This is a genomic window from Enterobacter sp. Ap-1006 (assembly GCF_011752835.1).
In the GTDB taxonomy this organism is placed as follows: domain Bacteria; phylum Pseudomonadota; class Gammaproteobacteria; order Enterobacterales; family Enterobacteriaceae; genus Cedecea.
On sequence record NZ_VWWU01000001.1, the window covers coordinates 861953 to 882023 of the forward strand.

The following is a 20071-nucleotide window of genomic DNA, read 5'->3' on the forward strand; positions in this document are numbered from 1 at the left end:
TTCGAAAGGGGCGTATTTTGCGTTAATGGAGCGAGAAAACCAACTCCCACGGCATATACCATAAGTTGGCCAGCACCATTAGCATCAGCGCGCACCAGGTGGCACTCATGCCTGAACGGCGCCAGCGGATCAGGCGATGATGGTATCCGTAGTAGTGCAGCAGGCGTCCGGCCAGCAGCATAATACCGCAAATATGCACCATCCAGGTTTCGGCGCCGTCCATCTCCATCAGCAGTAAAAGCAGCAGGGAAATGGGAATATATTCCACCGCATTACCGTGAATACGGATGGCGCTTTGGAGTTCACTAAAGCCGCCGTCGCCGTAGGAAACCCGGTACTGCATTCGCAGGCGAACAACGTCGAACGAAAACTTAATTAACAGCAGAGCAGCCAGCACCGCATACAGCGCGCTTACCATATTAACTCCATGTCGTAACAGTTACGGCTCACGCTATGATAGCTCGCAAGCGGAGTGCTGTCGCTAGTGCTCAGAAAAGTGTGGCCTGTTGCGGGATGGCGGGTGGAGCACCTAATTCAGGAAAAACGTGCTGCAGCGCGGGCCACAGGGTATGAACCAGCTCCGGCGCCTGGGCAATGTCCGGGGTGTGGAGAAAAAGGTATGGCGTTGTTTTTGCCGTCCATTCAGGCAACTTTTTTAACCAGACATCAAACAGCTCGGCATTTTGCGTCATGTTGTCGCTGCCGATAAATCGCACCAGAGGATGGCAGGCCGTGACAATGGCATGCACCGGAACTTTGGGTTTTTTACGTTGGGCTTCCCGCACCGCCTCGTTGTGCGGTACGGCGCTGTGAATCGGGCGGCTGTCGAGAATGGCTCGATTCACTTTCCTGTCATGCAGGCCGCGATTCAATGCCTGTTCATCCGCACCTTTGTCGAAAAAGGCCGGGTGCCGCACTTCAACGCCGTAGGTGAATTCTGCCGGCAACGCATCGAGAAAATGCCATAACGCCGGGAGGTCACCTGGCCCGAAAGTGGCCGGCAATTGAAGCCAGTATTGGCCTATTCTGCCCGCCAGCGGCGACATACGGTCGAAAAACTCGGCGGTGAGATCGCCGCAGTTGCGAAGGGCGGCGGTATGGGAAATGGTGGCGGGAAATTTAAAACAGAAGCGAAAACTGTCGCCCGTCATTTCCCGCCAGCGCTGTACGATTTCTGCTTTTGGCAGGGCGTACAGCGTGGTGTTGCCTTCCACACAGTTGAAGTGGCGGGCATAATCTTCCAGCGAAGTGATGCCCAGCCGGTTCCATTTCGGGTGCTGCCACTGAGGAAGGCCAATATAAATCATAGCGAAGCGATTATCTCGTCGGTGCTGCGAACGAGGGATATGCGCGGGAAGATAAACTTCAGGCTGTTATTATGCTGCTCGACGCTGGAGGCGCTGCAGGCATCCTCAGCCAGAACCAACGAGAATCCCATTTCCCAGGCGTTACGGGCGGTGGACTCGACGCCAATATTGGTCGAAATACCGCAAAGGACGAGGGTGTCGATGCCGCGGCGGCGCAGCTGTAGCTCGAGGTCTGTGCCGTAAAACGCTCCCCACTGGCGTTTGGTGACTTCAATGTCACTGTCTTTTTTACCGAGCGCGGCCGGGTAGCTCCACCAGTTTTCAGGCAGGGCATGGCCCGGAGGTGCGGCATCAACTGGTTGTTTCAGGGCTTCTGCGTAATCGGCTGACCAGCCCACGCGCACCATCACCACCGGCGAACCGCTGGCGCGGAATTTTTCAGCCAGGCGCGCTGCACGAGCCACGACGTCGCTGGCGCTGTGGGGGCCACCGGCAAACGGTAAAATGCCGTCCTGCAGGTCAATCACCACCAGGGCAGTACGAGATGCGTTGAGTTGTGTCATTGTGACTCCGGTTAACATTGGGGTTAAGGGTCAATACCTTACGCTGGAAGCCAGGTGGCTGAGTTTACAAATTTTGTTAATTTTTGTGAGAATCTGCAATACCGGTGCTGCGATTCGCGCCAGTCGGCGGTTTCGGGGTTATCGCCAGCCATTATTTCCAGTATAATAGCCCCCTTTTTTCATCCAGTTGTGACAGTCGAAATAGCTGCCACCAAAGCGCCTGCCGTCGCAGGTGGCGGGTCGCGTGCAGCTGATTAAGGGATATCTCATGCGTACAGTATATTGCGGGCAGCTCAATCAATCCCATGTGGGACAGCAAGTAACGCTTAGTGGGTGGGTCAATCGTCGCCGTGACCTCGGTAGCCTTATCTTTATTGATATGCGCGATCGTGAAGGCATCGTGCAGGTGTTTTTCGACCCGGACCGTCAGGAAGCGTTCCAGCTCGCCTCTGAACTGCGTAATGAGTTCTGTATTCAGGTTGTTGGCACCGTGCGTGCTCGCGACGAGCGCAACGTTAATAAAGATATGGCGACCGGCGAAGTGGAAGTGTTTGCCACCGAACTGACCATCATCAACCGCTCTGACGTGCTGCCGCTGGACTCCAACCACGTTAATACCGAAGAAGCGCGCCTGAAGTACCGTTATCTGGATCTCCGTCGTCCAGAAATGGCTCAGCGCCTGAAAACTCGCGCAAAAATTACCAGCTTCGTGCGCCGCTTTATGGACGACCACGGTTTCCTCGATATTGAAACCCCAATGCTGACCAAAGCCACGCCAGAAGGTGCACGTGACTATCTGGTGCCTTCCCGCGTCCATAAAGGTAAATTCTACGCGCTGCCGCAGTCTCCTCAGCTGTTTAAACAGCTGCTGATGATGTCCGGCTTTGACCGCTACTATCAGATCGTGAAATGTTTCCGCGACGAAGATCTGCGCGCCGACCGTCAGCCAGAATTTACCCAGATCGACGTTGAAACGTCCTTCATGACCGCGCCACAGGTGCGTGAAGTGATGGAAGACCTGGTGCGCAAACTGTGGATCAACACCATTAACGTTGACCTTTGCGACTTCCCGGTGATGACTTTCGCCGAAGCTGAGCGCCGCTATGGTTCCGACAAGCCGGACCTGCGTAATCCGCTGGAGCTGGTGGATGTGGCTGACCTGGTCAAAGACGTAGAGTTTAAGGTCTTCTCCGGCCCGGCAAACGACGCCAAAGGCCGCGTTGCCGCACTGCGTGTGCCGGGTGGCGCACAGATCAGTCGTAAACAGATTGACGACTACGGCAAGTTCATCGAAATTTACGGCGCTCGCGGCCTGGCGTACATCAAGGTTAACGAACGTGCGAAAGGTATCGAAGGTATCACCAGCCCGGTCGCCAAGTTCCTGAATGCGGATATCGTGGAAGCTATCCTGGCTCGTACCGGCGCAGCCGACGGCGACATGATCTTCTTCGGCGCGGACAGCAAGAAAGTGGTTGCCGACGCGCTGGGCGCACTGCGTCTGAAAATCGGTAAAGATTTGCAGTTAACCGATGAGAAAAAATGGGCGCCGCTGTGGGTGGTTGACTTCCCAATGTTTGAAGACAACGGCGAAGGCGGCCTGACCGCGATGCACCACCCGTTCACCGCGCCGAAAGACATGACGCCGGAAGAACTGGCTGCTCAGCCGGAAACCGCGATTGCCAACGCCTACGATATGGTTATCAACGGCTACGAAGTGGGCGGTGGCTCCGTGCGTATTCACAACGGCCAGATGCAGCAGACCGTGTTCGGCATTCTGGGCATTAACGAGCAGGAACAGCGCGAGAAATTCGGCTTCCTGCTGGACGCGCTGAAGTACGGTACGCCGCCTCATGCGGGCCTGGCGTTTGGTCTGGATCGCCTGACCATGCTGCTGACCGGCACCGACAACATCCGTGACGTTATCGCCTTCCCGAAAACCACGGCTGCCGCCTGTCTGATGACCGAAGCGCCAAGCTTCGCTAACCCGGCTTCGCTTGCCGAGCTGGGGATTGAAGTCATCAAAAAGGCAGAGAAAAACTGATGCCTTATAAGCGTCCCGTTTCGGTTCTGGTGGTCATTTACGCAGAAGATACGAAGCGGGTGCTGATGTTACAGCGGCGCGACGATCCTGATTTTTGGCAGTCGGTTACCGGCAGCCTTGAAGAAGGGGAAAGCGCGCTGCATGCCGCCCGGCGTGAAGTAAAGGAAGAGGTCGCTATCGACGTGCTCAATGAGCCGCTGCCGTTAGTTGACTGCCAGCGCCGGGTGGAGTTTGAGATATTTACTCATTTGCGTCATCGCTATGCGCCGGGGATTACGCGCAATACGGAATCGTGGTTCTGTCTTGCGCTGCCTCATGAACGCCAGATTACGATTACCGAACATCTGGCCTGGAAATGGGTGCCCGCCGAAGAGGCGGCTCTGATGACCAAGTCATGGAGCAACCGGCAGGCGATTGAAGAGTTTGTAATTGATGCCGCCTGATACAGGCGCTTTTGGAGATTGTTATGGCAGGTCATAGTAAGTGGGCCAACACGAAACACCGCAAAGCGGCACAGGATGCCAAGCGCGGTAAGATTTTCACCAAAATTATTCGCGAGCTGGTAACGGCTGCCCGTCTGGGCGGCGGTGATGCAGGGTCTAACCCGCGTCTGCGCGCAGCTATCGATAAAGCGCTGTCGAACAACATGACGCGCGACACCCTGAACCGTGCGATTGCACGCGGCGTGGGCGGTGATGATGATGCGAACATGGAAACCATCATTTATGAAGGTTATGGCCCTGGCGGATCTGCCGTGATGGTGGAATGCCTGAGCGACAACCGTAACCGTACCGTTGCCGAAGTGCGTCACGCGTTCAACAAATGCGGCGGGAACCTGGGCACCGACGGCTCCGTAGCCTATCTGTTCAGCAAGAAAGGGGTTATCTCCTTCGAAGCGGGCGACGAAGATCAGATCATGGAAGCTGCGCTGGAAGCCGGTGCTGAAGACGTTGTGACCTTCGACGACGGCGCTATCGACGTTTACACCGCATGGGAAGAAATGGGCGTGGTGAAGGATGCGCTGGAAGCGGCGGGCCTGAAGGCGGACAATGCAGAAGTTTCCATGATCCCTTCCACCAAAGCAGACATGGATGCGGACACCGCGCCTAAGCTGATGCGTCTGATCGACATGCTGGAAGACTGTGATGACGTGCAGGAGGTTTACCACAACGGTGAGATCTCCGACGAGGTGGCGGCTACCCTTTAATGGCGCAGCCAGTATCTGACCTGTACTCAGGAGACGCGTGATGGCGATTATTCTCGGCATCGACCCGGGATCGCGCGTCACCGGTTACGGCGTTATTCGCCAGACCGGGCGGCAGTTGACCTATCTGGGCAGCGGCTGTATCCGAACGCAGGTTGCCGACTTACCCTCGCGTCTGAAGCTTATCTACGCGGGGGTGAGCGAAATCATTACCCAGTTCCAGCCCGAGTATTTTGCCATTGAGCAGGTGTTTATGGCGAAAAATGCGGATTCCGCGCTTAAGCTGGGGCAGGCGCGCGGCGCGGCCATTGTCGCTGCGGTGAATGCTGACCTGCCGGTGTTTGAGTACGCGGCACGTCAGGTAAAGCAAACCGTGGTGGGCATAGGCAGCGCGGAGAAAAGCCAGGTGCAGCACATGGTGCGCACGCTGCTTAAGCTCCCGGCCAACCCGCAGGCGGATGCGGCGGATGCGTTGGCTATCGCCATTACGCATTGCCATGTGACGCAAAACTCGGTCCAGATGAGCGAATCGCGGCTTAATTTGGCGCGAGGGCGATTAAAATAATTAAGGCTGGATATCTATCCAGCCTTTTTTATATCATAGCGTTACTTTTTCGCGCATCAACGTAAATACGCAGGAGCACATTGTGATAGGTCGACTCAGAGGCATCGTTCTGGAAAAGCAGCCCCCATTGGTATTGCTGGAAACCAACGGCGTGGGTTACGAAGTGTATATGCCGATGACCTGCTTCTATGAGCTGCCGGACATTGGCAAAGAGGCGGTGGTGTTCACTCAGTTCGTGGTGCGTGAAGACGCTCAGCTGCTTTACGGGTTTAACAATAAGCAGGAACGGACGCTGTTTCGCGAGCTGATTAAAGTGAACGGCGTAGGGCCAAAACTGGCGCTGGCTATTCTCTCCGGGATGTCGGCTCAGCAGTTCGTGAATGCCGTCGAGCGCGAAGAAATTGGTTCCCTTATCAAGCTGCCGGGCGTGGGTAAGAAAACCGCCGAGCGCCTGATTGTGGAGATGAAAGACCGCTTCAAAGGCATGCATGGCGACCTGTTTACCCCTGCAGCCGATCTGGTGCTAACCTCGCCGGATAACGGCCAGGCCGACGATGCCGAGCAGGAAGCCGTTGCTGCCCTCGTTTCTCTGGGCTATAAACCACAGGAAGCCAGCCGCATGGTCAGCAAAGTGGGCCGTGCCGGTGCCGACAGCGAAACCCTGATCCGCGAAGCGCTCCGCGCGGCGCTATGAGGTAGAGGATGATTGAAGCAGACCGCCTGGTATCCCCAGGAAATATCACCCAGGACGAGTTAATCGATCGTGCCATTCGCCCGAAGCTGCTCGAAGAGTATGTCGGGCAGCCGCACGTGCGCTCGCAGATGGAAATCTTCATTCAGGCGGCCAGGCTGCGCGGCGATGCGCTCGATCATCTGCTGATTTTTGGCCCACCGGGGCTGGGGAAAACCACCCTGGCTAACATCGTGGCCAACGAGATGGGCGTGAATTTGCGAACCACCTCCGGCCCGGTGCTGGAGAAAGCTGGCGATCTGGCGGCAATGCTAACCAATCTTGAGCCTCACGACGTGCTGTTTATCGATGAGATCCACCGCCTTTCCCCGGTGGTGGAAGAGGTGCTGTATCCGGCGATGGAAGACTATCAGCTCGATATCATGATTGGCGAAGGCCCGGCTGCACGTTCGATTAAAATCGATCTCCCTCCGTTCACCCTGATTGGCGCGACCACCCGCGCGGGCTCCCTGACTTCGCCCCTGCGCGACCGTTTCGGGATTGTGCAGCGGCTGGAGTTTTATCAGGTGGCCGACCTGCAGCATATTGTCGGGCGAAGCGCCAGCGTGCTTGGGTTGGAGATGAGCGATGATGGTGCTCTGGAAGTTGCCCGCCGCGCTCGCGGTACGCCGCGTATTGCCAACCGCTTACTTCGCCGCGTTCGCGACTTTGCTGAAGTAAAGCATGACGGGGCGATTACTGCCGAAGTAGCAGCGCAGGCGCTGGACATGCTGAATGTGGATAGCGAAGGGTTTGATTACATGGACCGCAAGCTGTTGCTGGCGGTGATCGACAAGTTCCTCGGTGGCCCGGTTGGGCTGGATAACCTTGCCGCCGCTATCGGCGAAGAGCGAGAAACCATTGAGGACGTGCTGGAGCCGTTCCTGATTCAGCAGGGCTTTCTGCAGCGAACGCCGCGCGGGCGTATTGCCACGCCGCGGGCCTGGACGCACTTTGGGATTGTCCCTCCGGCTCAGCCGTGAATATTCCGCAATAAAAAAGGCGCCTCAGGGCGCCTTTTTCGTGTTTACGTGAGGTTTAAGCCGGCTGCTTTTTAGCCATGCTAAGAATAAACAGCGCGGCGGCGGCCAGCACAACGGATGGGCCTGCCGGAGTATCGTAAAGCGCCGAGAAAGCCAGCCCGCCGGTGACGGCAATCATACCAATGAGAACCGCAAAGCCCGCCATTTGTTCAGGCGTTCGGGCGAAGCGCCGTGCGGTTGCGGCCGGTATAATCAGCAGCGAGGTAATGATGAGCGCCCCGACGAATTTCATTGCAACACCGATGGTGAGGGCGGTCACCAGCATCAACAGCATTTTCACTCGCTGAAGATTGACGCCGTCCACGTGGGCAAGGTCCGGGCTGATGGTCATCGCCAGCAGGCTACGCCACTGCCAGGCCAGTACGCCAAGCACGACGGCCACGCCAGCGGCAATGGAGATAATGTCCGACGGCGTGACTGACAGTAAATCGCCGAAAAGGTAAGCCATGAGATCGACGCGGACGTTAGACATCAGGCTGACCACCACCAGACCGAGCGACAGGGCGCTGTGCGCCATAATACCCAGCAGAGTATCAATGGCGAGGTGAGGGCGTTTCTCCAGCCAGACCAGGCCAATAGCAAGTAACAGCGTCACTGCGATAACGGCATAAAAAGGGTTCACATTGAGCAGCAGACCAAACGCGACGCCCAGCAATGAGGCGTGAGCCAGCGTGTCGCCAAAATAGGACATCCGACGCCAGACCACAAAAGAGCCCAGCGGCCCTGCCGCACAGGCGAGCAAAATCCCGGCCAGCCAGCCGGGCAACAACAATTCAAGCATTACTGTCCATTCCCTCTGCGCAGAACGATGCGACCCTGCAGATCGTGACGGTGGTTATGATGGTGGCGATAAATGCCCAGTTGTTCGGCACCGATGGGCCCAAACATCGAGATAAACTCAGGATGGGTGGAGACGACTTCTGGCGTACCGGAGCAGCAAATATGGTGGTTCAGGCACAGCACTTCATCGGTTTTGGCCATGACGAGGTGCAGGTCATGAGAAACCATCAGCACCGCACAGTTTAGCTCGTGGCGAAGCTGGTCGATCAGATTATAAAGCGCGAGCTGGCCGTTGACGTCCACGCCCTGGGTGGGTTCATCCAGTACCAGCAGATGAGGCTCATTCAGCAACGCCCGTGCCAGCAGAACGCGCTGGTTTTCACCGCCAGAGAGCTTCTGCATTGGCGCATCCAGCAAATGAGCGGCCTGCACGCGTTTAAGCGCCGGGAGAATGTCGGCCTTTTTTACTCCCGGGCGTAGGTGCAGGAAACGACTAACCGTGAGCGGCAGCGTGGCGTCCAAATGAAGTTTTTGCGGCACGTAGCCAATGCGCAGATGCCGATCGCGCTTAATGACGCCCTGATCGGGTGTGACCAGGCCGAGCACGACGCGCACTAAGGTGGATTTACCTGCACCGTTTGGCCCCAACAGCGTAAGAATACGGCCAGGCTTTAGCGCAAGTGAGATATCGGCCAGCACGCGTCGCTGGCCGAAAGAGACCGAGATATTTTCCAGTTCAACCAAATTTGTCATGACAATTTCAGGGGTTGCATAAGTTAGCGGATGTTATAATATCACAATTATTCTGATTATCACGATGATAAGTTGCATTATGTTACATAAAAAGACACTTCTTTTCGCTGCATTTTCTGCTGCCCTCTGGGGCTCTGCCGTCACCGACATCAACGCCGCCGTTGTGGCGTCCATCAAGCCTCTGGGCTTTATCGCTTCAGCCATTGCCGACGGGGTGACTAGCACAGAAGTATTACTGCCTGATGGCGCCTCTGAGCACGACTATGCACTTCGTCCGTCCGATGTAAAACGCTTACAGGGCGCGGACTTAGTCGTTTGGGTTGGGCCTGAAATGGAAGCTTTCATGCAGAAGTCTGTGCGCCAGCTTCCCGAGCAAAAACAGCTTGAGCTGGCGGCGCTTGCCGGCGTGAAACCGCTGCTCATGAAAGGCGGTGACGACGACGACCATGAGCACGGCGATGAACATGGCCATGGCGAAAAGAGTGACGCAGATCACCATCACGGTGAATACAACTTGCACATTTGGCTCTCCCCAGAAGTAGCGCGGCTGTCGGCGGTTGCAATCCACAATAAATTAGTGGAACTTATGCCCGAAAATCGAGCCAAACTTGACGCCAACCTGAAAGATTTCGAGTCAGGCTTAGCCGACGCCGATAAACAGGTGGGTTCCGTGCTGGCACCGCTGAAAGGAAAAGGGTATTTCGTTTTTCATGACGCCTATGGCTACTTTGAAAAACAGTACGGTTTAACGCCGCTTGGCCACTTTACCGTTAACCCTGAAATACAGCCAGGTGCGCAGCGTTTACATGAAATCAGAACACAGTTGGTTGAGCATAAAGCGGTTTGCGTTTTTGCTGAGCCACAATTCAGGCCAGCGGTAATTAACGCCGTTGCCAGAGGCACTAACGTTCGCTCCGGCACCTTAGATCCTCTGGGAATTGAAGTCGCATTAGGTAAAAACAGCTATATGCAGTTTATGACCGGACTTGCGAACCAGTATGCGAGCTGCCTGAAAGGAGATTAACGAGGAAGTGAATACGTGCAACAGATAGCCCGCTCTGTCGCCATGGCATTTGACAATTTATCACGGCCCCATCGCGTTATGCTGGGGTCGCTTACGGTTCTCACTCTGGCGGTCGCGGTATGGCGACCGTCAATTTACCATCCGCAGTCCAGTCCGATAATCAAGACTATCGAACTTCAAAAAAGCGAAATACATTCGCTGCTGCCGGAAGCCAGCGAACCCCTCGACCAGTCCCCGGACGCCGAAGATGACACCCTGCCTCAGGATGAGCTGGATGATAAAACCTCCGGCGAAGCGGGCGTTCATGAATATGTCGTCTCCACAGGTGATACGCTAAGCAGCATTCTGAATCAGTACGGCATCGATATGGGTGACATCAGCCAGCTCGCTTCCGCTGATAAAGACCTGCGAAACATGAAAATTGGTCAGCAGCTTTCCTGGACGCTTAACGCAGACGGCGATTTGCAGCGTTTGACCTGGGAAATGTCGCGCCGCGAAACGCGCACTTACGATCGCACTGATAACGGTTTCAAAATGAGCAGCGAAACCCAGCAGGGCGATTGGGTTAACAGCGTGCTGAAGGGCACGGTGGGGGCAAGTTTTGTTTCCAGCGCACGTGATGCCGGTTTGACTAGCGCAGAAATCAGTTCTGTTATCAAAGCTATGCAGTGGCAGATGGACTTCCGCAAGCTGAAGAAGGGCGATGAATTCTCCGTGTTGATGTCCCGCGAAATGCTGGACGGCAAGCGTGAGCAGAGCCAGCTGGTCGGCGTGCGCCTGCGCAGCGACGGAAAAGATTACTACGCCATTCGCGCGGAAGACGGCAAGTTTTACGACCGTAACGGCTCTGGCCTGGCCAAAGGCTTTATGCGTTTCCCAACCGTGAAGCAGTTCCGCGTTTCCTCTAACTTCAACCCTCGTCGTCTTAACCCGGTGACCGGCCGCGTCGCGCCGCACAAAGGCGTTGATTTTGCGATGCCACAGGGGACACCTGTACTGGCTGTCGGGGATGGTGAAGTGGTAATGGCTAAGCGCAGCGGGGCCGCAGGTTACTTTGTGGCTATCCGCCATGGCCGGACTTATACCACCCGTTACATGCACCTTAAGAAGCTGCTGGTGAGACCTGGCCAGAAAGTGAAGCGCGGTGACCGTATTGCACTGTCTGGCAATACCGGGCGTTCTACCGGCCCGCACCTGCATTACGAAGTGTGGATCAACCAGCAGGCGGTTAACCCGCTGACGGCCAAGCTGCCGCGTTCTGAGGGCCTGACCGGCTCCGATCGCAGTGATTACCTGGCGCAGGTTAAAGACGTGCTGCCGCAGCTGCGCATAGACTGATTTTTCCCTTTGACGAAAAGCCGGTTCTTGTAACCGGCTTTTTCTTTTGTCTGCTGGCCGCAGCCCCGCTAAAATAACGATAAATTTGTCTCGCCAGACTGCTGGCGAACTACTGAGAGCCGCATGGAAAAAGCAAAAAAAAACCACAGTGAGTTTATCCCTGAATTTCAAAAAGCCTTTTTGCACCCGCGTTACTGGGGCGCATGGCTTGGCGTTGGCGCTTTTGTCGGGCTGGCGCTTCTTCCTCCGGGGCTTCGGGATCCTTTGCTGGGGAAAATTGGGCGCTTAGCGGGGCGCCTGGGCAAAAGCGCCAGACGCCGGGCACAAATTAACCTGCTTTACTGCTTCCCGGATTTACCGGAAGCCGAGCGTGAATCAATCATCGATCGCATGTTCGCCACGGCGCCGCAGGCGATGGTGCTGATGGCGGAATTGGGGCTGCGTGACCCGAAAAAGGTCATGGCTCGCGTGGACTGGCACGGCAAAGAGATTGTGGATGAAATCCGTGCTAAAGAGGAAAACGTGATTTTCCTCGTGCCGCACGGCTGGGCCGTCGATATTCCGGCCATGCTGATGGCCTCTGAAGGCCAGAAAATGGCGGCGATGTTCCACAACCAGGGCAACCAGCTGTTTGACTATGTCTGGAATACGGTGCGCCGTCGCTTTGGCGGCCGGATGCATGCCCGCAACGACGGGATCAAACCGTTTATCAGTTCCGTTCGCCAGGGCTATTGGGGTTACTATCTTCCCGATCAGGATCACGGGCCAGAACACAGCGAATTTGTCGATTTCTTTGCGACCTACAAAGCAACTCTCCCGGCCATTGGGCGCCTGATGAAAGTATGCCGTGCCCGCGTGATCCCGCTGTTCCCGGTTTATAACAGCGACACTCACCGGCTGGATATTTTTATTCGTCCGCCGATGGATGATCTGCTCGAGGCCGATGACCATACCATCGCCCGCCGAATGAACGAAGAGGTGGAATTGCTGGTGGGCCCGCATCCGGAGCAATATACCTGGATCCTCAAGCTCCTGAAGACCCGTAAAGAGGGCGAGATAGAGCCTTACTGCCGGGATGAGCTGTACCCGAAAAAGAAAAAATAGCGCATATTGCGTAATGGAAAACCGCGCCACTATCTTTCACTGGCGCGGTTTTTTTTTCACCCTTTCACCAGCACAGGATCTTTGTTCCACAGCGCCGGGAAGAGTTGTTTAAGCTGCTCGACTTTGGGGATGTCGTTGATCGCGATGTAAGGGTAGTTTGGGTTGTCGTTCAGGAAATTCTGGTGGTATTTCTCCGCCGGATAGAACTGTGCATGTTCTTCAATTGTTGTAACCAGCGGCGCACTAAACCTATGGCTGGCGTCGAGCTGCGTGATATACGCTTTGGCCACCTTCGCCTGTGATTCGCTGAGCGGAAAAACGGTAGAACGGTATTGTGTTCCGTAATCCGGCCCCTGGCGGTTTAGCTCCGTGGGGTTGTGCGCGACGGAAAAGAAGACCTGTAATAGCTGACCATAAGTCACTTTGGCTGGATCAAAGATAACCTGCACGGATTCGGCGTGCCCGGTCATCCCCATGCTGACCGTCTCATAATTTGCCGTCCGTGCTTTACCGCCCGTGTAGCCAGATATTGCGCTGGTTACGCCTTTTACATGCTGAAAGACGCCCTGAACGCCCCAGAAACACCCCCCGGCAAAGACGGCGGTTTCAAGATGTTGGCCCGTGGGCGACTCATCCTGCAGTGGTGCAGGGATCGCCACCGCACGTTCGGGTTCGGACCAGGCCGTATTCTGAAAGACAAGTGCAGCAACGATAAGTGCAGGAGCGCTGAACAACGCTAGCCGGCGTTTGGTGGACGAAAAGAGTGTCGGTTTCATCGTAATGCTCCCCGGTTAACCGAACGTGAAGGCATAGGCGTTCACGCCCGGATCTTCAAATTCAATACTGAACGTGTGTTCGCCGCTGCCGTTCGACTGGCGAATCAGCTGGTAAAGGCGCTGTTCCGTCACCGTGCCGCTGCCGTCCGGGGCAACATCTGAACCGTGAACGCTGCCGGGTGCCTGGTCGTCGATTGTGACTTTAAAACGCACCGGCTTGCCTGCTGTGCCAGGGCCGAGAACGAGGTGCAAATCGCGGGCATGAAACTGGTAAACAATGCGGCCATTCGGGCGATTAAGCGTGATGTTCTCCCCGCCGATGGTCCAGTTACCTTCGAGTCCCCAGCTGTCCAGCGGCAGTGCGGAAGGCTTTTTGTAGTCTGCCGGTTTATCTCCGGTGACTTCGCCAGAGGCAAAGTTCTGCGCCCGCATATAGCCTAGATAGGTTTCTGAAGAGATGTCATTCTGGCCGCTGGCCGCCTGTTCTACGCCGCTGGCAGAAACGGTGCTGATGCCGCTGTTAACGTTTTTAGCGCCTGCCTGGCGCAGCAGCTCCTGAATAACGCGTTCGGATTGCGCATAGTCGCCTTCGCCAAAGTGCTCGTAGCGAATATGGCCGCTGGCATCAATAAAGTAGTGCGCTGGCCAGTACTGGTTATTGAACGCCCGCCAGATGCTGTAATCGTTATCAATGGCGACAGGATAAGTTACGCCCAGTTTCTTCGCTTCTTTGGTCACGTTATTGACGTCACGCTCAAAGGCGAACTCCGGCGCGTGGACGCCAATCACCACCAGGCCCTGATCGCGGTATTTTTCGGCCCAGGCTTTCACATACGGTAAAGAACGCAGGCAGTTAATGCAGGAGTAAGTCCAGAAATCGACGAGGACGACTTTGCCTTTCAGCGATTCAGCCGTCAGCGGTGGCGAGTTTAGCCACTGCGTCGCACCGCTCAATGAAGGCATCACGCCAGCATCGGTCAACGTTGGAATGGTGTCGTCATCTGACGTTTTCACCACGGAGGCGGGCGTGGGGGCATTGGCCGTGGTGCTGTCTGGAGAGAGGCGTTTCACCAGCGCTTGTTCGATGCCGCCGGTTGACGCTGTAGAAAGTCGGGCCAGGACGCCGGTATCTAAGCCAAAAGAAATAGCGACGACGCCCAGTAACATCCCTGCGCCCAGAATTCGACGGATCCATTCCCCTACGCCCAGAGAGCGTTTCATGGCGCTGAATACTTTGCCACCGATCAAAAGCGCCAGCGCCAGTGAGGTGGCCGCACCTGCGGCATAAGACAACAGCAACAGCGTAGAGCCTACATTTGCCCCCTGCAGGGCCGCACCGGTCAGCACCAGTCCCAGAATGGGGCCAGCGCAGGGTGCCCAAAGCAGCCCGGTTGCAATACCTAGTAAAAACGAAGCGCCTGGACCTGCTGGCTGGCCCGGAGCCACGCGGTTAGACAGCGAGTTACCCGCGTTAACCAGAGGGTGCATGACGCGCTCAGCCAGGCGAGGAAATAGCAGCGTGATACCAAACACCGCCATCAACACTAATGCCACGCCGCGGCCATATTGGTTGGCCGCGACGACCCAGCCACCGCCGACGGCTGCCAGAGTTGCGAATAACGTGAACGTTATCGCCATGCCCGCCAGAAGCGGCAGCCCTGTGCGGACAAACGGCTGGTCGGACCGTGCAAAAACAAACGGCAGTACCGGCAGAATACAAGGGCTGGCGATGGTTAACAGGCCGCCCAGATAAGCAAGAATAATGACCAGCATCATGATGTTCCTGTATCAGAGTGAGAACGGAGAGCCGGGCGGAAAGAACGGGGCTCCTCATGTATTTATGCCTGCACTTTATAAAAAGAATACTTACTAAATCCTCCTCAAGAGTTAACAATTTCGTGATAACTCTCGAGGCGGCGGGAGGGCAAGAGCCTGTTCGCGCGAAACGGCCTGGAGGCGGAGGGGTCAGGGTTGTGGGCGGTGGCGCAGGGCGAGAAGAAACACCGGCACGCCGATCAGCGCCGTGATGACGCCAGGAGGCAGTTCCCTCGGAGCAAATAGCGTGCGCGCAAGCGTGTCGGAAGCCAGCGTCAGCAGCGCGCCAAAGAACACGCTGGCGGGTAAAACCCACTGGTGGCGATGGCCGAACATCAGCTTTGCCAGGTGTGGAACGGTCAGACCGACAAAGCCAATCGCCCCACAAAAGGCGACCATCGTGGCGGTTAATACCGTCATGGAGAGGTAGAGCCACATTTGCAGCGCGGCTACGTTAACGCCCAGCCCCTGAGCGGCAACGTTACCCAGCGCCATGACGTTTAGCGTCGGGGACAGTGCCAGACAAAATGTGCCGATAACAAACAGCGCGCCGCTGCAAATCGCGACCTGCTGCCAGGTGGCCTGACCAAACGCGCCAAGCAGCCAGAAGGTAAAGCCACGTGAGGTGGTGGCGTCCGTTTGCCAGAAAACAATCAGCGAGGTGAAGGCGCTCAGTAACTGCCCCACGGCCACGCCCGATAGCATAAATCGCGCTGGCTGTGTCACGGCCCGGCCAGCCATTAGCACAACCAGAGCGAATGCGGTCAGCGCCCCGATAAACGCGCCGGAGGGCATGGCTATGAGCAGCGGCTGGACGCCGAGCGCAATAATGAGCACGGCGCCCAGACCGGCGCCGGAAGAGATGCCGAGCAGCCACGGGTCAGCCAGCGGGTTACGGGTTAATGTCTGTAGCACGGCGCCAGCCAGCGCCAGCCCACCGCCGCAGGCCATCGCCAGCAGCGCCCTGGGCAGCCGTAGCGACCAGACGATTTTCTGATACAGGGCCAGCACGGGATCCTCTGCGGGGTGCGGATTCAGGAACTGAATCACTTCGCTTAAGGATAATGTGACGGCCCCGTAGCGCAGGCTATAAATCAATCCCAGCAAAGTGACGATGGCACACAGCAGCAGGCGCAGCGGCTTCACGCGCTTATTTCCAGCCGGCAATCAGGTAATCGTCCATAAGCTGCCACAGCGTGCCTGTTTCGCTGAAGCCAGCCTGACTCAGGCTTGCCAGCTGAAAGGCCACCGTCGTCGGCGGGGGAACCGGGCGCCCCGCGAACACGGCTTCCCGGGCCGGAATCAGCCTGGCGATGTCCTCTATCTCTTTAGCGAGGATAAACCACGCCTCCCAGTCCACAGCGCCGTGAGCCCAGGCCCGCTGCTGAGTTTGGGCATCGTGGCGCTCGCTGATCGCTTTCTTGTGGAGGTCCGCGGGGTTAAAACGCTGGTGATCGGCATTCAGGAACACGCCGTTATCGGCCAGCATTCTATGAATTTCACCGTGCAGAGCATGCTGTCTGTCGGGCATTAACCAGTGTAACGCGGTGCTTGAAACAATAGCTTCCGGGCGAGCCCCGACCATTTTTTGCTGCCAGTCAGGCGTGGCCAAATCGGCCGAAAGAATACGCACCCGATCGCCGAAAGGAAGCAGCGTTTCACGGGCGATGGCCAGCATGACCGGATCAACATCCACCGCGGTAACGTGCACAGCAGGGAACCGTTGCAGGATGCGCCTCGTGAGGGAACCCGGCCCACACCCGAGTTCGAGCAGTGAAAAGGCATCGTCAAACTGCAGGGCGAGTATGTCCATCAGGGCGTCGAAGCGCGCTTCCCGGCTGGCGATATAAGCGCTTTGCTGCCGATCCCAGAGCGTGACAAGAGTGTTCCATGTGATGTCAGTCATGTTTTTCCTTGGTAGAAAGTGAGGCAATGAGCCGGTTTAGCGCGTCCAGCGAGCGGATCGAGGGATCCATGTCATAGCCGGACAGGATGATGAATTTCTTTTCCTTCACGGCGCGCAGCCCGGCGGTGAGAGGGAAATGCTCGACAAAGGCTATTTTATCTTTGGCACTATCCCCGGGGCCGCCCCTGGGCAGATCGGCGAGCACCAAAATGTCCGGATCGCGACGGGCTATCTCTTCCCAGGCAACGTTTGGCCACAGCGCAGAGAGATCGGAGAAAATATTTTGACTGCCGCTGGCCATGCTCAGCATATTCGGCGCGCCGCAGCACCCGGCCACGTAGGGTGAATCCGTGCCGGAATACCACCAGAGGAGACGAGCCGGGGGCAATGTGTCCGCACGCTGGCGCAGGGCTGCCAGGTACTTTCGATTTTGGTCTACAAGCGTCTTGCCCTGTTTTTCCCGGCGTAAGATTTGCGCTAAATCCTCAATTTCCTGAAACAGCGCATCAAAGCTGATATTTCGCCCTGGGGTACTTTGCTGACCTCCGCAGGCACCTGATGAAAGCCAGGTCGATATTCCCCACGATGTCATTTGGTCGCGGGTCGCTCCTTCAGGTGACCAGAACCAGTACCAGCTTGAGGAGTAGACCATGTCAGGATGCAGCATCAGCAGCGCCTCAGCAGAAATTAACCCCTTCTTTGCCACGATCGGCAGTGAAAGGGCGTTGCCGTCAGCCAGGTGCTGAGGGTCGTGGGCTGGATCGTAGCCCACGACGCCGACAATCTCTTCCTGCGCCCCCAGCGCCAGAAGATTTTCCAGCGCCGGATTGCCGTAAACCACGATACGCGTCGGTACGTCAGCAAAGCGCTGTGGTTCAGCACAATTAGGGAGGGTAATAGCCCGTAGAGCTGAGGGAAACAGAAGTCCCGCTGCCACAAGAATTAAAGCCGCTGGCGCGGTCCTCAGAACCATACCGTCACCCAACCTTCCCAGGTGCGTGACGGCGCGATTAGCGCCTGGCCGTCGTAAGTCCGCTGCCAGGTATAAAACGTGTCGGTCAGGTTGCGCACCCGCGTACCCACGGTCACTTTAGGCGTCAGCCGGTATTCTGCGGCCAGATCCAGGGTAATGTAATCGTCCATCGGGCGGGTATTGCGATTGTCATTGAAGCTGCTGCCAACATAGCGCAGGTCACTCCGCAAGCTAAGAGGAGCTATGGGGTGCCAGGTAAGTGCGAGATTGCCGGTCCAGGTCGGGACATAAGCCGGTTGATTCCCGTCCAGATTTTCAGACGGGTTACCCGCGCTAAAACGGTCAAATCTTGCGTGAGTCCAGGCCAGATTTCCCGCCATCTCCCAGCGCTCGTTGGGGTGAATAGTCGTGGAAAACTCAATTCCCCGAGATGTTTGCTGCCCCACGGCGGTAAGCTCCCCCGGCGTGATAGCTGAAGGGGTGAAGAGGTTATTTTTACGTAGCTGGTAGAGAGCAAGCCGGGTGGCCACTTTGTTATCCCAGAACTGGCTCTTGATCCCCGTTTCCCACTGCTGTGACTGCGTCAGCGGCAGGTGAGTCTGGTCGGCGCTTAAGAAAAAGATGTCGCCCCCAGCCTCTTTGCCGTTGGCATAGCTGACGTATAGCGCGGTGTTGTCGGTAATATCCCAGTTCAGGCCGAGACCTGAATTCAGGAAGCTCCAGGTCTGACTTTCACTGCGCGCCGGCGTGTAGTAGCGCCAGTCCATATCCAGCTTCGTAAAGCGCAGCTGGCTTAACAGGCTGAGGCTGCGGGTCAACTGCAGGCTATCTTCCAGAAAAGCAGCAGACTGGCGTTGAGTGACCCGACTCCAGGGCGCGCGGGTAACGCCGGTTTCGGCACTGAAAGGCTCACGCGGCGGGTTAAATATGGGCACATCTTGCGAGCCGGGGAAGCCGTTTTTTTGATAATCAAAGCGGCTGGTTTGCAGCTCGATTCCGGCCACCAGGCGGTTATCGAAACCCAGCAGAGGACCGTCCAGGGACAAACTCGACCTGTTAGCCAGCAGGGTATTCTTATGGCTCAGATCGCCCCAGGAGTCGCGATTCACTAAGTCCGGAGCTGCTGTGCTGTAGCGATAGCGTTCCACGTTGTGCCAGGCGCGGTAGCCGGTGTAATACCAGGTATGGTTGTTGAAGCTCAGCCCCGGAGCAAGAGTGCTGTCCAGTACGGCCTGCAAGGCCGTTGCGTGGCTGGCAATCGTGGCGTCGGTCAGATTATTGTAGTTCAGGCCGCGCAGTGACTTCAGTGCTTTGCCCTCTATCAACGGGGTCCCGAAGTAAGGATTGTTGCTCCGGTTGTTCATCCGGTCGCCGTAGAGCGTCAGGGTGGTGTCGTCGGTCAGGCGGAAGAGCAGCGAGCCGCTAACCCTCGACTGTCGATTGCGCTCATGCTGGACCTGACTGTTACCGCCGCTGCCTGAAGCATCCAGCCGCCAGGCAATTTTGTCCTGCAACAGCGTTCCTCCCGCTCCGCCCTGCAATGCCTGGGTGCTGTGGCTGCCGAATTGATAGTTGAGCATCGCCGGTGTGTCCACGAAGCTGGGCTGACGTGACACAAGATTGACGCTGCCGGCGGTAGCGCTCAAACCGTTCAGGGTGGAACCGGGGCCGTGCAAAATATCCACCTGGCCGTAGTGTGCCGGGTTGCCCAACTGGAGCGTGCTGCCTGGCATTTCCATTCCGTCCAATAGCCAGCTTACCGGCATAAAGCCGCGCAGCGAGAAGCTATTGGAGAGCGTAGGGGAAGCGACGCCGGACATGCCGGTTGCATGGCTGACAGTTTCGGCCAGCGTGCGGTCGCCGCGGACGCGGATCTCTTTTTGTGAAAAGGTTTCCACATAGCGGGGGATTTCTTTATCCGTCAGGCCCAGGCGTGACGCCGTGCCGCCTGCAGGCTGAAGTTCTGCGGGCGTTCGGCTTTCTACGGTGATGTTTTCTTCACACTCAGCGGGAGGACAATTGGCGGCCAAAAGCGGAGAAGATAAAAACGTCAATGCGACGCAGGCATACGGGAAGGGGCGTTTGATTTTCATTGTGTATGTGTCAACTCAGAATGAACGTGCCTGTTCAGAAAGTGGCGCCGCAAGAC

Annotated in this window: 20 protein-coding genes; 9 read left to right on the plus strand and 11 right to left on the minus strand. The window is 56.7% G+C overall.

Annotated elements, in window-relative coordinates:
• Window positions 1–22 precede the first annotated feature (22 nt).
• The 3 genes from F3J28_RS04030 to F3J28_RS04040 all read right to left on the minus strand — a co-directional run bounded on the left by F3J28_RS04030 (window position 23) and on the right by F3J28_RS04040 (window position 1870).
• On the minus strand, window positions 23–418 hold the full coding sequence (locus tag F3J28_RS04030) for an MAPEG family protein (RefSeq protein WP_008453920.1): 396 nt from the start codon (window positions 416–418) through the stop codon (window positions 23–25).
• 70 nt (window positions 419–488) lie between these two features.
• A complete protein-coding gene (locus F3J28_RS04035) occupies window positions 489–1307 on the minus strand; it encodes a DUF72 domain-containing protein (protein ID WP_166873005.1) in 819 nt (272 codons plus the stop codon).
• Entirely contained in the window at window positions 1304–1870 is a 567-nt protein-coding gene (locus F3J28_RS04040; RefSeq protein WP_166873008.1) for a hydrolase, read from the minus strand. Before F3J28_RS04040 ends, F3J28_RS04035 begins: the two co-directional genes overlap by 4 nt.
• Before the next feature lie 268 nt (window positions 1871–2138).
• Between F3J28_RS04040 and aspS the strand changes: the two genes are divergently transcribed.
• The 6 genes from aspS to ruvB all read left to right on the plus strand — a co-directional run bounded on the left by aspS (window position 2139) and on the right by ruvB (window position 7393).
• Window positions 2139–3911, plus strand: a complete 1773-nt coding sequence (gene aspS, locus F3J28_RS04045; protein ID WP_166873011.1) for an aspartate--tRNA ligase — start codon at window positions 2139–2141, stop codon at window positions 3909–3911.
• Complete coding sequence (gene nudB / locus F3J28_RS04050; protein ID WP_008453929.1) at window positions 3911–4354, plus strand: dihydroneopterin triphosphate diphosphatase; 444 nt, start codon at window positions 3911–3913, stop codon at window positions 4352–4354. Before aspS ends, nudB begins: the two co-directional genes overlap by 1 nt.
• 23 nt (window positions 4355–4377) lie before the next feature.
• Window positions 4378–5118, plus strand: a complete 741-nt coding sequence (locus F3J28_RS04055; protein WP_166863260.1) for a YebC/PmpR family DNA-binding transcriptional regulator — start codon at window positions 4378–4380, stop codon at window positions 5116–5118.
• 40 nt (window positions 5119–5158) lie between these two features.
• Window positions 5159–5680: a crossover junction endodeoxyribonuclease RuvC gene (gene ruvC, locus F3J28_RS04060; RefSeq protein WP_008453933.1), complete on the plus strand. Its 522-nt coding sequence runs from the start codon at window positions 5159–5161 to the stop codon at window positions 5678–5680.
• Window positions 5681–5762: 82 nt separating this feature from the next.
• Window positions 5763–6374 (plus strand): Holliday junction branch migration protein RuvA, encoded by a 612-nt coding sequence (ruvA, locus tag F3J28_RS04065; RefSeq protein ID WP_008453936.1) that lies wholly within the window; start codon window positions 5763–5765, stop codon window positions 6372–6374.
• 8 nt (window positions 6375–6382) lie between these two features.
• The gene (gene ruvB / locus F3J28_RS04070) at window positions 6383–7393 is read left to right on the plus strand and encodes a Holliday junction branch migration DNA helicase RuvB (protein WP_166873014.1); all 1011 of its coding nucleotides are present in this window, start codon (window positions 6383–6385) and stop codon (window positions 7391–7393) included.
• A 55-nt stretch (window positions 7394–7448) separates the two neighbouring features.
• On the opposite strand, the gene znuB is transcribed toward ruvB, so the two are convergent.
• Both znuB and znuC read right to left on the minus strand, forming a co-directional pair.
• Complete coding sequence (znuB, locus tag F3J28_RS04075) at window positions 7449–8234, minus strand: zinc ABC transporter permease subunit ZnuB (protein ID WP_008453940.1); 786 nt, start codon at window positions 8232–8234, stop codon at window positions 7449–7451.
• Window positions 8234–8986 carry a zinc ABC transporter ATP-binding protein ZnuC gene (znuC, locus tag F3J28_RS04080; RefSeq protein WP_166873017.1) on the minus strand — a complete coding sequence of 251 codons (753 nt, stop codon included), beginning with the start codon at window positions 8984–8986 and terminating at the stop codon, window positions 8234–8236. Before znuC ends, znuB begins: the two co-directional genes overlap by 1 nt.
• Window positions 8987–9065: 79 nt before the next feature.
• Between znuC and znuA the strand changes: the two genes are divergently transcribed.
• The 3 genes from znuA to lpxM all read left to right on the plus strand — a co-directional run bounded on the left by znuA (window position 9066) and on the right by lpxM (window position 12452).
• A complete protein-coding gene (gene znuA, locus F3J28_RS04085) occupies window positions 9066–10010 on the plus strand; it encodes a zinc ABC transporter substrate-binding protein ZnuA (RefSeq protein ID WP_166873019.1) in 945 nt (314 codons plus the stop codon).
• A gap of 15 nt (window positions 10011–10025) precedes the next feature.
• Window positions 10026–11348 (plus strand): murein DD-endopeptidase MepM, encoded by a 1323-nt coding sequence (gene mepM, locus F3J28_RS04090; RefSeq protein ID WP_166873022.1) that lies wholly within the window; start codon window positions 10026–10028, stop codon window positions 11346–11348.
• Between the two features lie 123 nt (window positions 11349–11471).
• Entirely contained in the window at window positions 11472–12452 is a 981-nt protein-coding gene (gene lpxM / locus F3J28_RS04095) for a lauroyl-Kdo(2)-lipid IV(A) myristoyltransferase (RefSeq protein WP_166873025.1), read from the plus strand.
• A 56-nt stretch (window positions 12453–12508) separates the two neighbouring features.
• Here the strand turns inward: lpxM and msrA are convergent, their stop codons facing one another.
• The 6 genes from msrA to F3J28_RS04125 all read right to left on the minus strand — a co-directional run bounded on the left by msrA (window position 12509) and on the right by F3J28_RS04125 (window position 20015).
• Entirely contained in the window at window positions 12509–13228 is a 720-nt protein-coding gene (gene msrA, locus F3J28_RS04100; RefSeq protein WP_166873028.1) for a peptide-methionine (S)-S-oxide reductase MsrA, read from the minus strand.
• A gap of 15 nt (window positions 13229–13243) precedes the next feature.
• Window positions 13244–15004: a cytochrome c biogenesis protein DipZ gene (locus F3J28_RS04105; protein ID WP_286177907.1), complete on the minus strand. Its 1761-nt coding sequence runs from the start codon at window positions 15002–15004 to the stop codon at window positions 13244–13246.
• Between the two features lie 189 nt (window positions 15005–15193).
• The gene (locus tag F3J28_RS04110; protein WP_166873031.1) at window positions 15194–16189 is read right to left on the minus strand and encodes a FecCD family ABC transporter permease; all 996 of its coding nucleotides are present in this window, start codon (window positions 16187–16189) and stop codon (window positions 15194–15196) included.
• 4 nt (window positions 16190–16193) lie between these two features.
• The gene (locus F3J28_RS04115) at window positions 16194–16949 is read right to left on the minus strand and encodes a class I SAM-dependent methyltransferase (protein WP_166873033.1); all 756 of its coding nucleotides are present in this window, start codon (window positions 16947–16949) and stop codon (window positions 16194–16196) included.
• Window positions 16942–17922, minus strand: coding sequence for an ABC transporter substrate-binding protein (locus F3J28_RS04120; RefSeq protein ID WP_166873035.1), 981 nt, complete (start codon window positions 17920–17922; stop codon window positions 16942–16944). Before F3J28_RS04120 ends, F3J28_RS04115 begins: the two co-directional genes overlap by 8 nt.
• Window positions 17913–20015 carry a TonB-dependent siderophore receptor gene (locus F3J28_RS04125; RefSeq protein ID WP_166873038.1) on the minus strand — a complete coding sequence of 701 codons (2103 nt, stop codon included), beginning with the start codon at window positions 20013–20015 and terminating at the stop codon, window positions 17913–17915. The genes F3J28_RS04120 and F3J28_RS04125 overlap by 10 nt, the downstream gene beginning before the upstream one ends.
• Window positions 20016–20071: the final 56 nt, after the last annotated feature.

Bases quoted from the DNA above. Each gene is read 5' to 3' on its own strand.
- F3J28_RS04030 (WP_008453920.1), bottom strand. From the start codon at position 418: ATGGTAAGCGCGCTGTATGCGGTGCTGGCTGCTCTGCTGTTAATTAAG.
- F3J28_RS04035 (WP_166873005.1), bottom strand. From the start codon at position 1,307: ATGATTTATATTGGCCTTCCTCAGTGGCAGCACCCGAAATGGAACCGG.
- F3J28_RS04040 (WP_166873008.1), bottom strand. From the start codon at position 1,870: ATGACACAACTCAACGCATCTCGTACTGCCCTGGTGGTGATTGACCTG.
- aspS (WP_166873011.1), top strand. From the start codon at position 2,139: ATGCGTACAGTATATTGCGGGCAGCTCAATCAATCCCATGTGGGACAG.
- nudB (WP_008453929.1), top strand. From the start codon at position 3,911: ATGCCTTATAAGCGTCCCGTTTCGGTTCTGGTGGTCATTTACGCAGAA.
- F3J28_RS04055 (WP_166863260.1), top strand. From the start codon at position 4,378: ATGGCAGGTCATAGTAAGTGGGCCAACACGAAACACCGCAAAGCGGCA.
- ruvC (WP_008453933.1), top strand. From the start codon at position 5,159: ATGGCGATTATTCTCGGCATCGACCCGGGATCGCGCGTCACCGGTTAC.
- ruvB (WP_166873014.1), top strand. From the start codon at position 6,383: ATGATTGAAGCAGACCGCCTGGTATCCCCAGGAAATATCACCCAGGAC.
- znuB (WP_008453940.1), bottom strand. From the start codon at position 8,234: ATGCTTGAATTGTTGTTGCCCGGCTGGCTGGCCGGGATTTTGCTCGCC.
- znuC (WP_166873017.1), bottom strand. From the start codon at position 8,986: ATGACAAATTTGGTTGAACTGGAAAATATCTCGGTCTCTTTCGGCCAG.
- znuA (WP_166873019.1), top strand. From the start codon at position 9,066: ATGTTACATAAAAAGACACTTCTTTTCGCTGCATTTTCTGCTGCCCTC.
- lpxM (WP_166873025.1), top strand. From the start codon at position 11,472: ATGGAAAAAGCAAAAAAAAACCACAGTGAGTTTATCCCTGAATTTCAA.
- msrA (WP_166873028.1), bottom strand. From the start codon at position 13,228: ATGAAACCGACACTCTTTTCGTCCACCAAACGCCGGCTAGCGTTGTTC.
- F3J28_RS04105 (WP_286177907.1), bottom strand. From the start codon at position 15,004: ATGATGCTGGTCATTATTCTTGCTTATCTGGGCGGCCTGTTAACCATC.
- F3J28_RS04115 (WP_166873033.1), bottom strand. From the start codon at position 16,949: ATGACTGACATCACATGGAACACTCTTGTCACGCTCTGGGATCGGCAG.
- F3J28_RS04120 (WP_166873035.1), bottom strand. From the start codon at position 17,922: ATGGTTCTGAGGACCGCGCCAGCGGCTTTAATTCTTGTGGCAGCGGGA.
- F3J28_RS04125 (WP_166873038.1), bottom strand. From the start codon at position 20,015: ATGAAAATCAAACGCCCCTTCCCGTATGCCTGCGTCGCATTGACGTTT.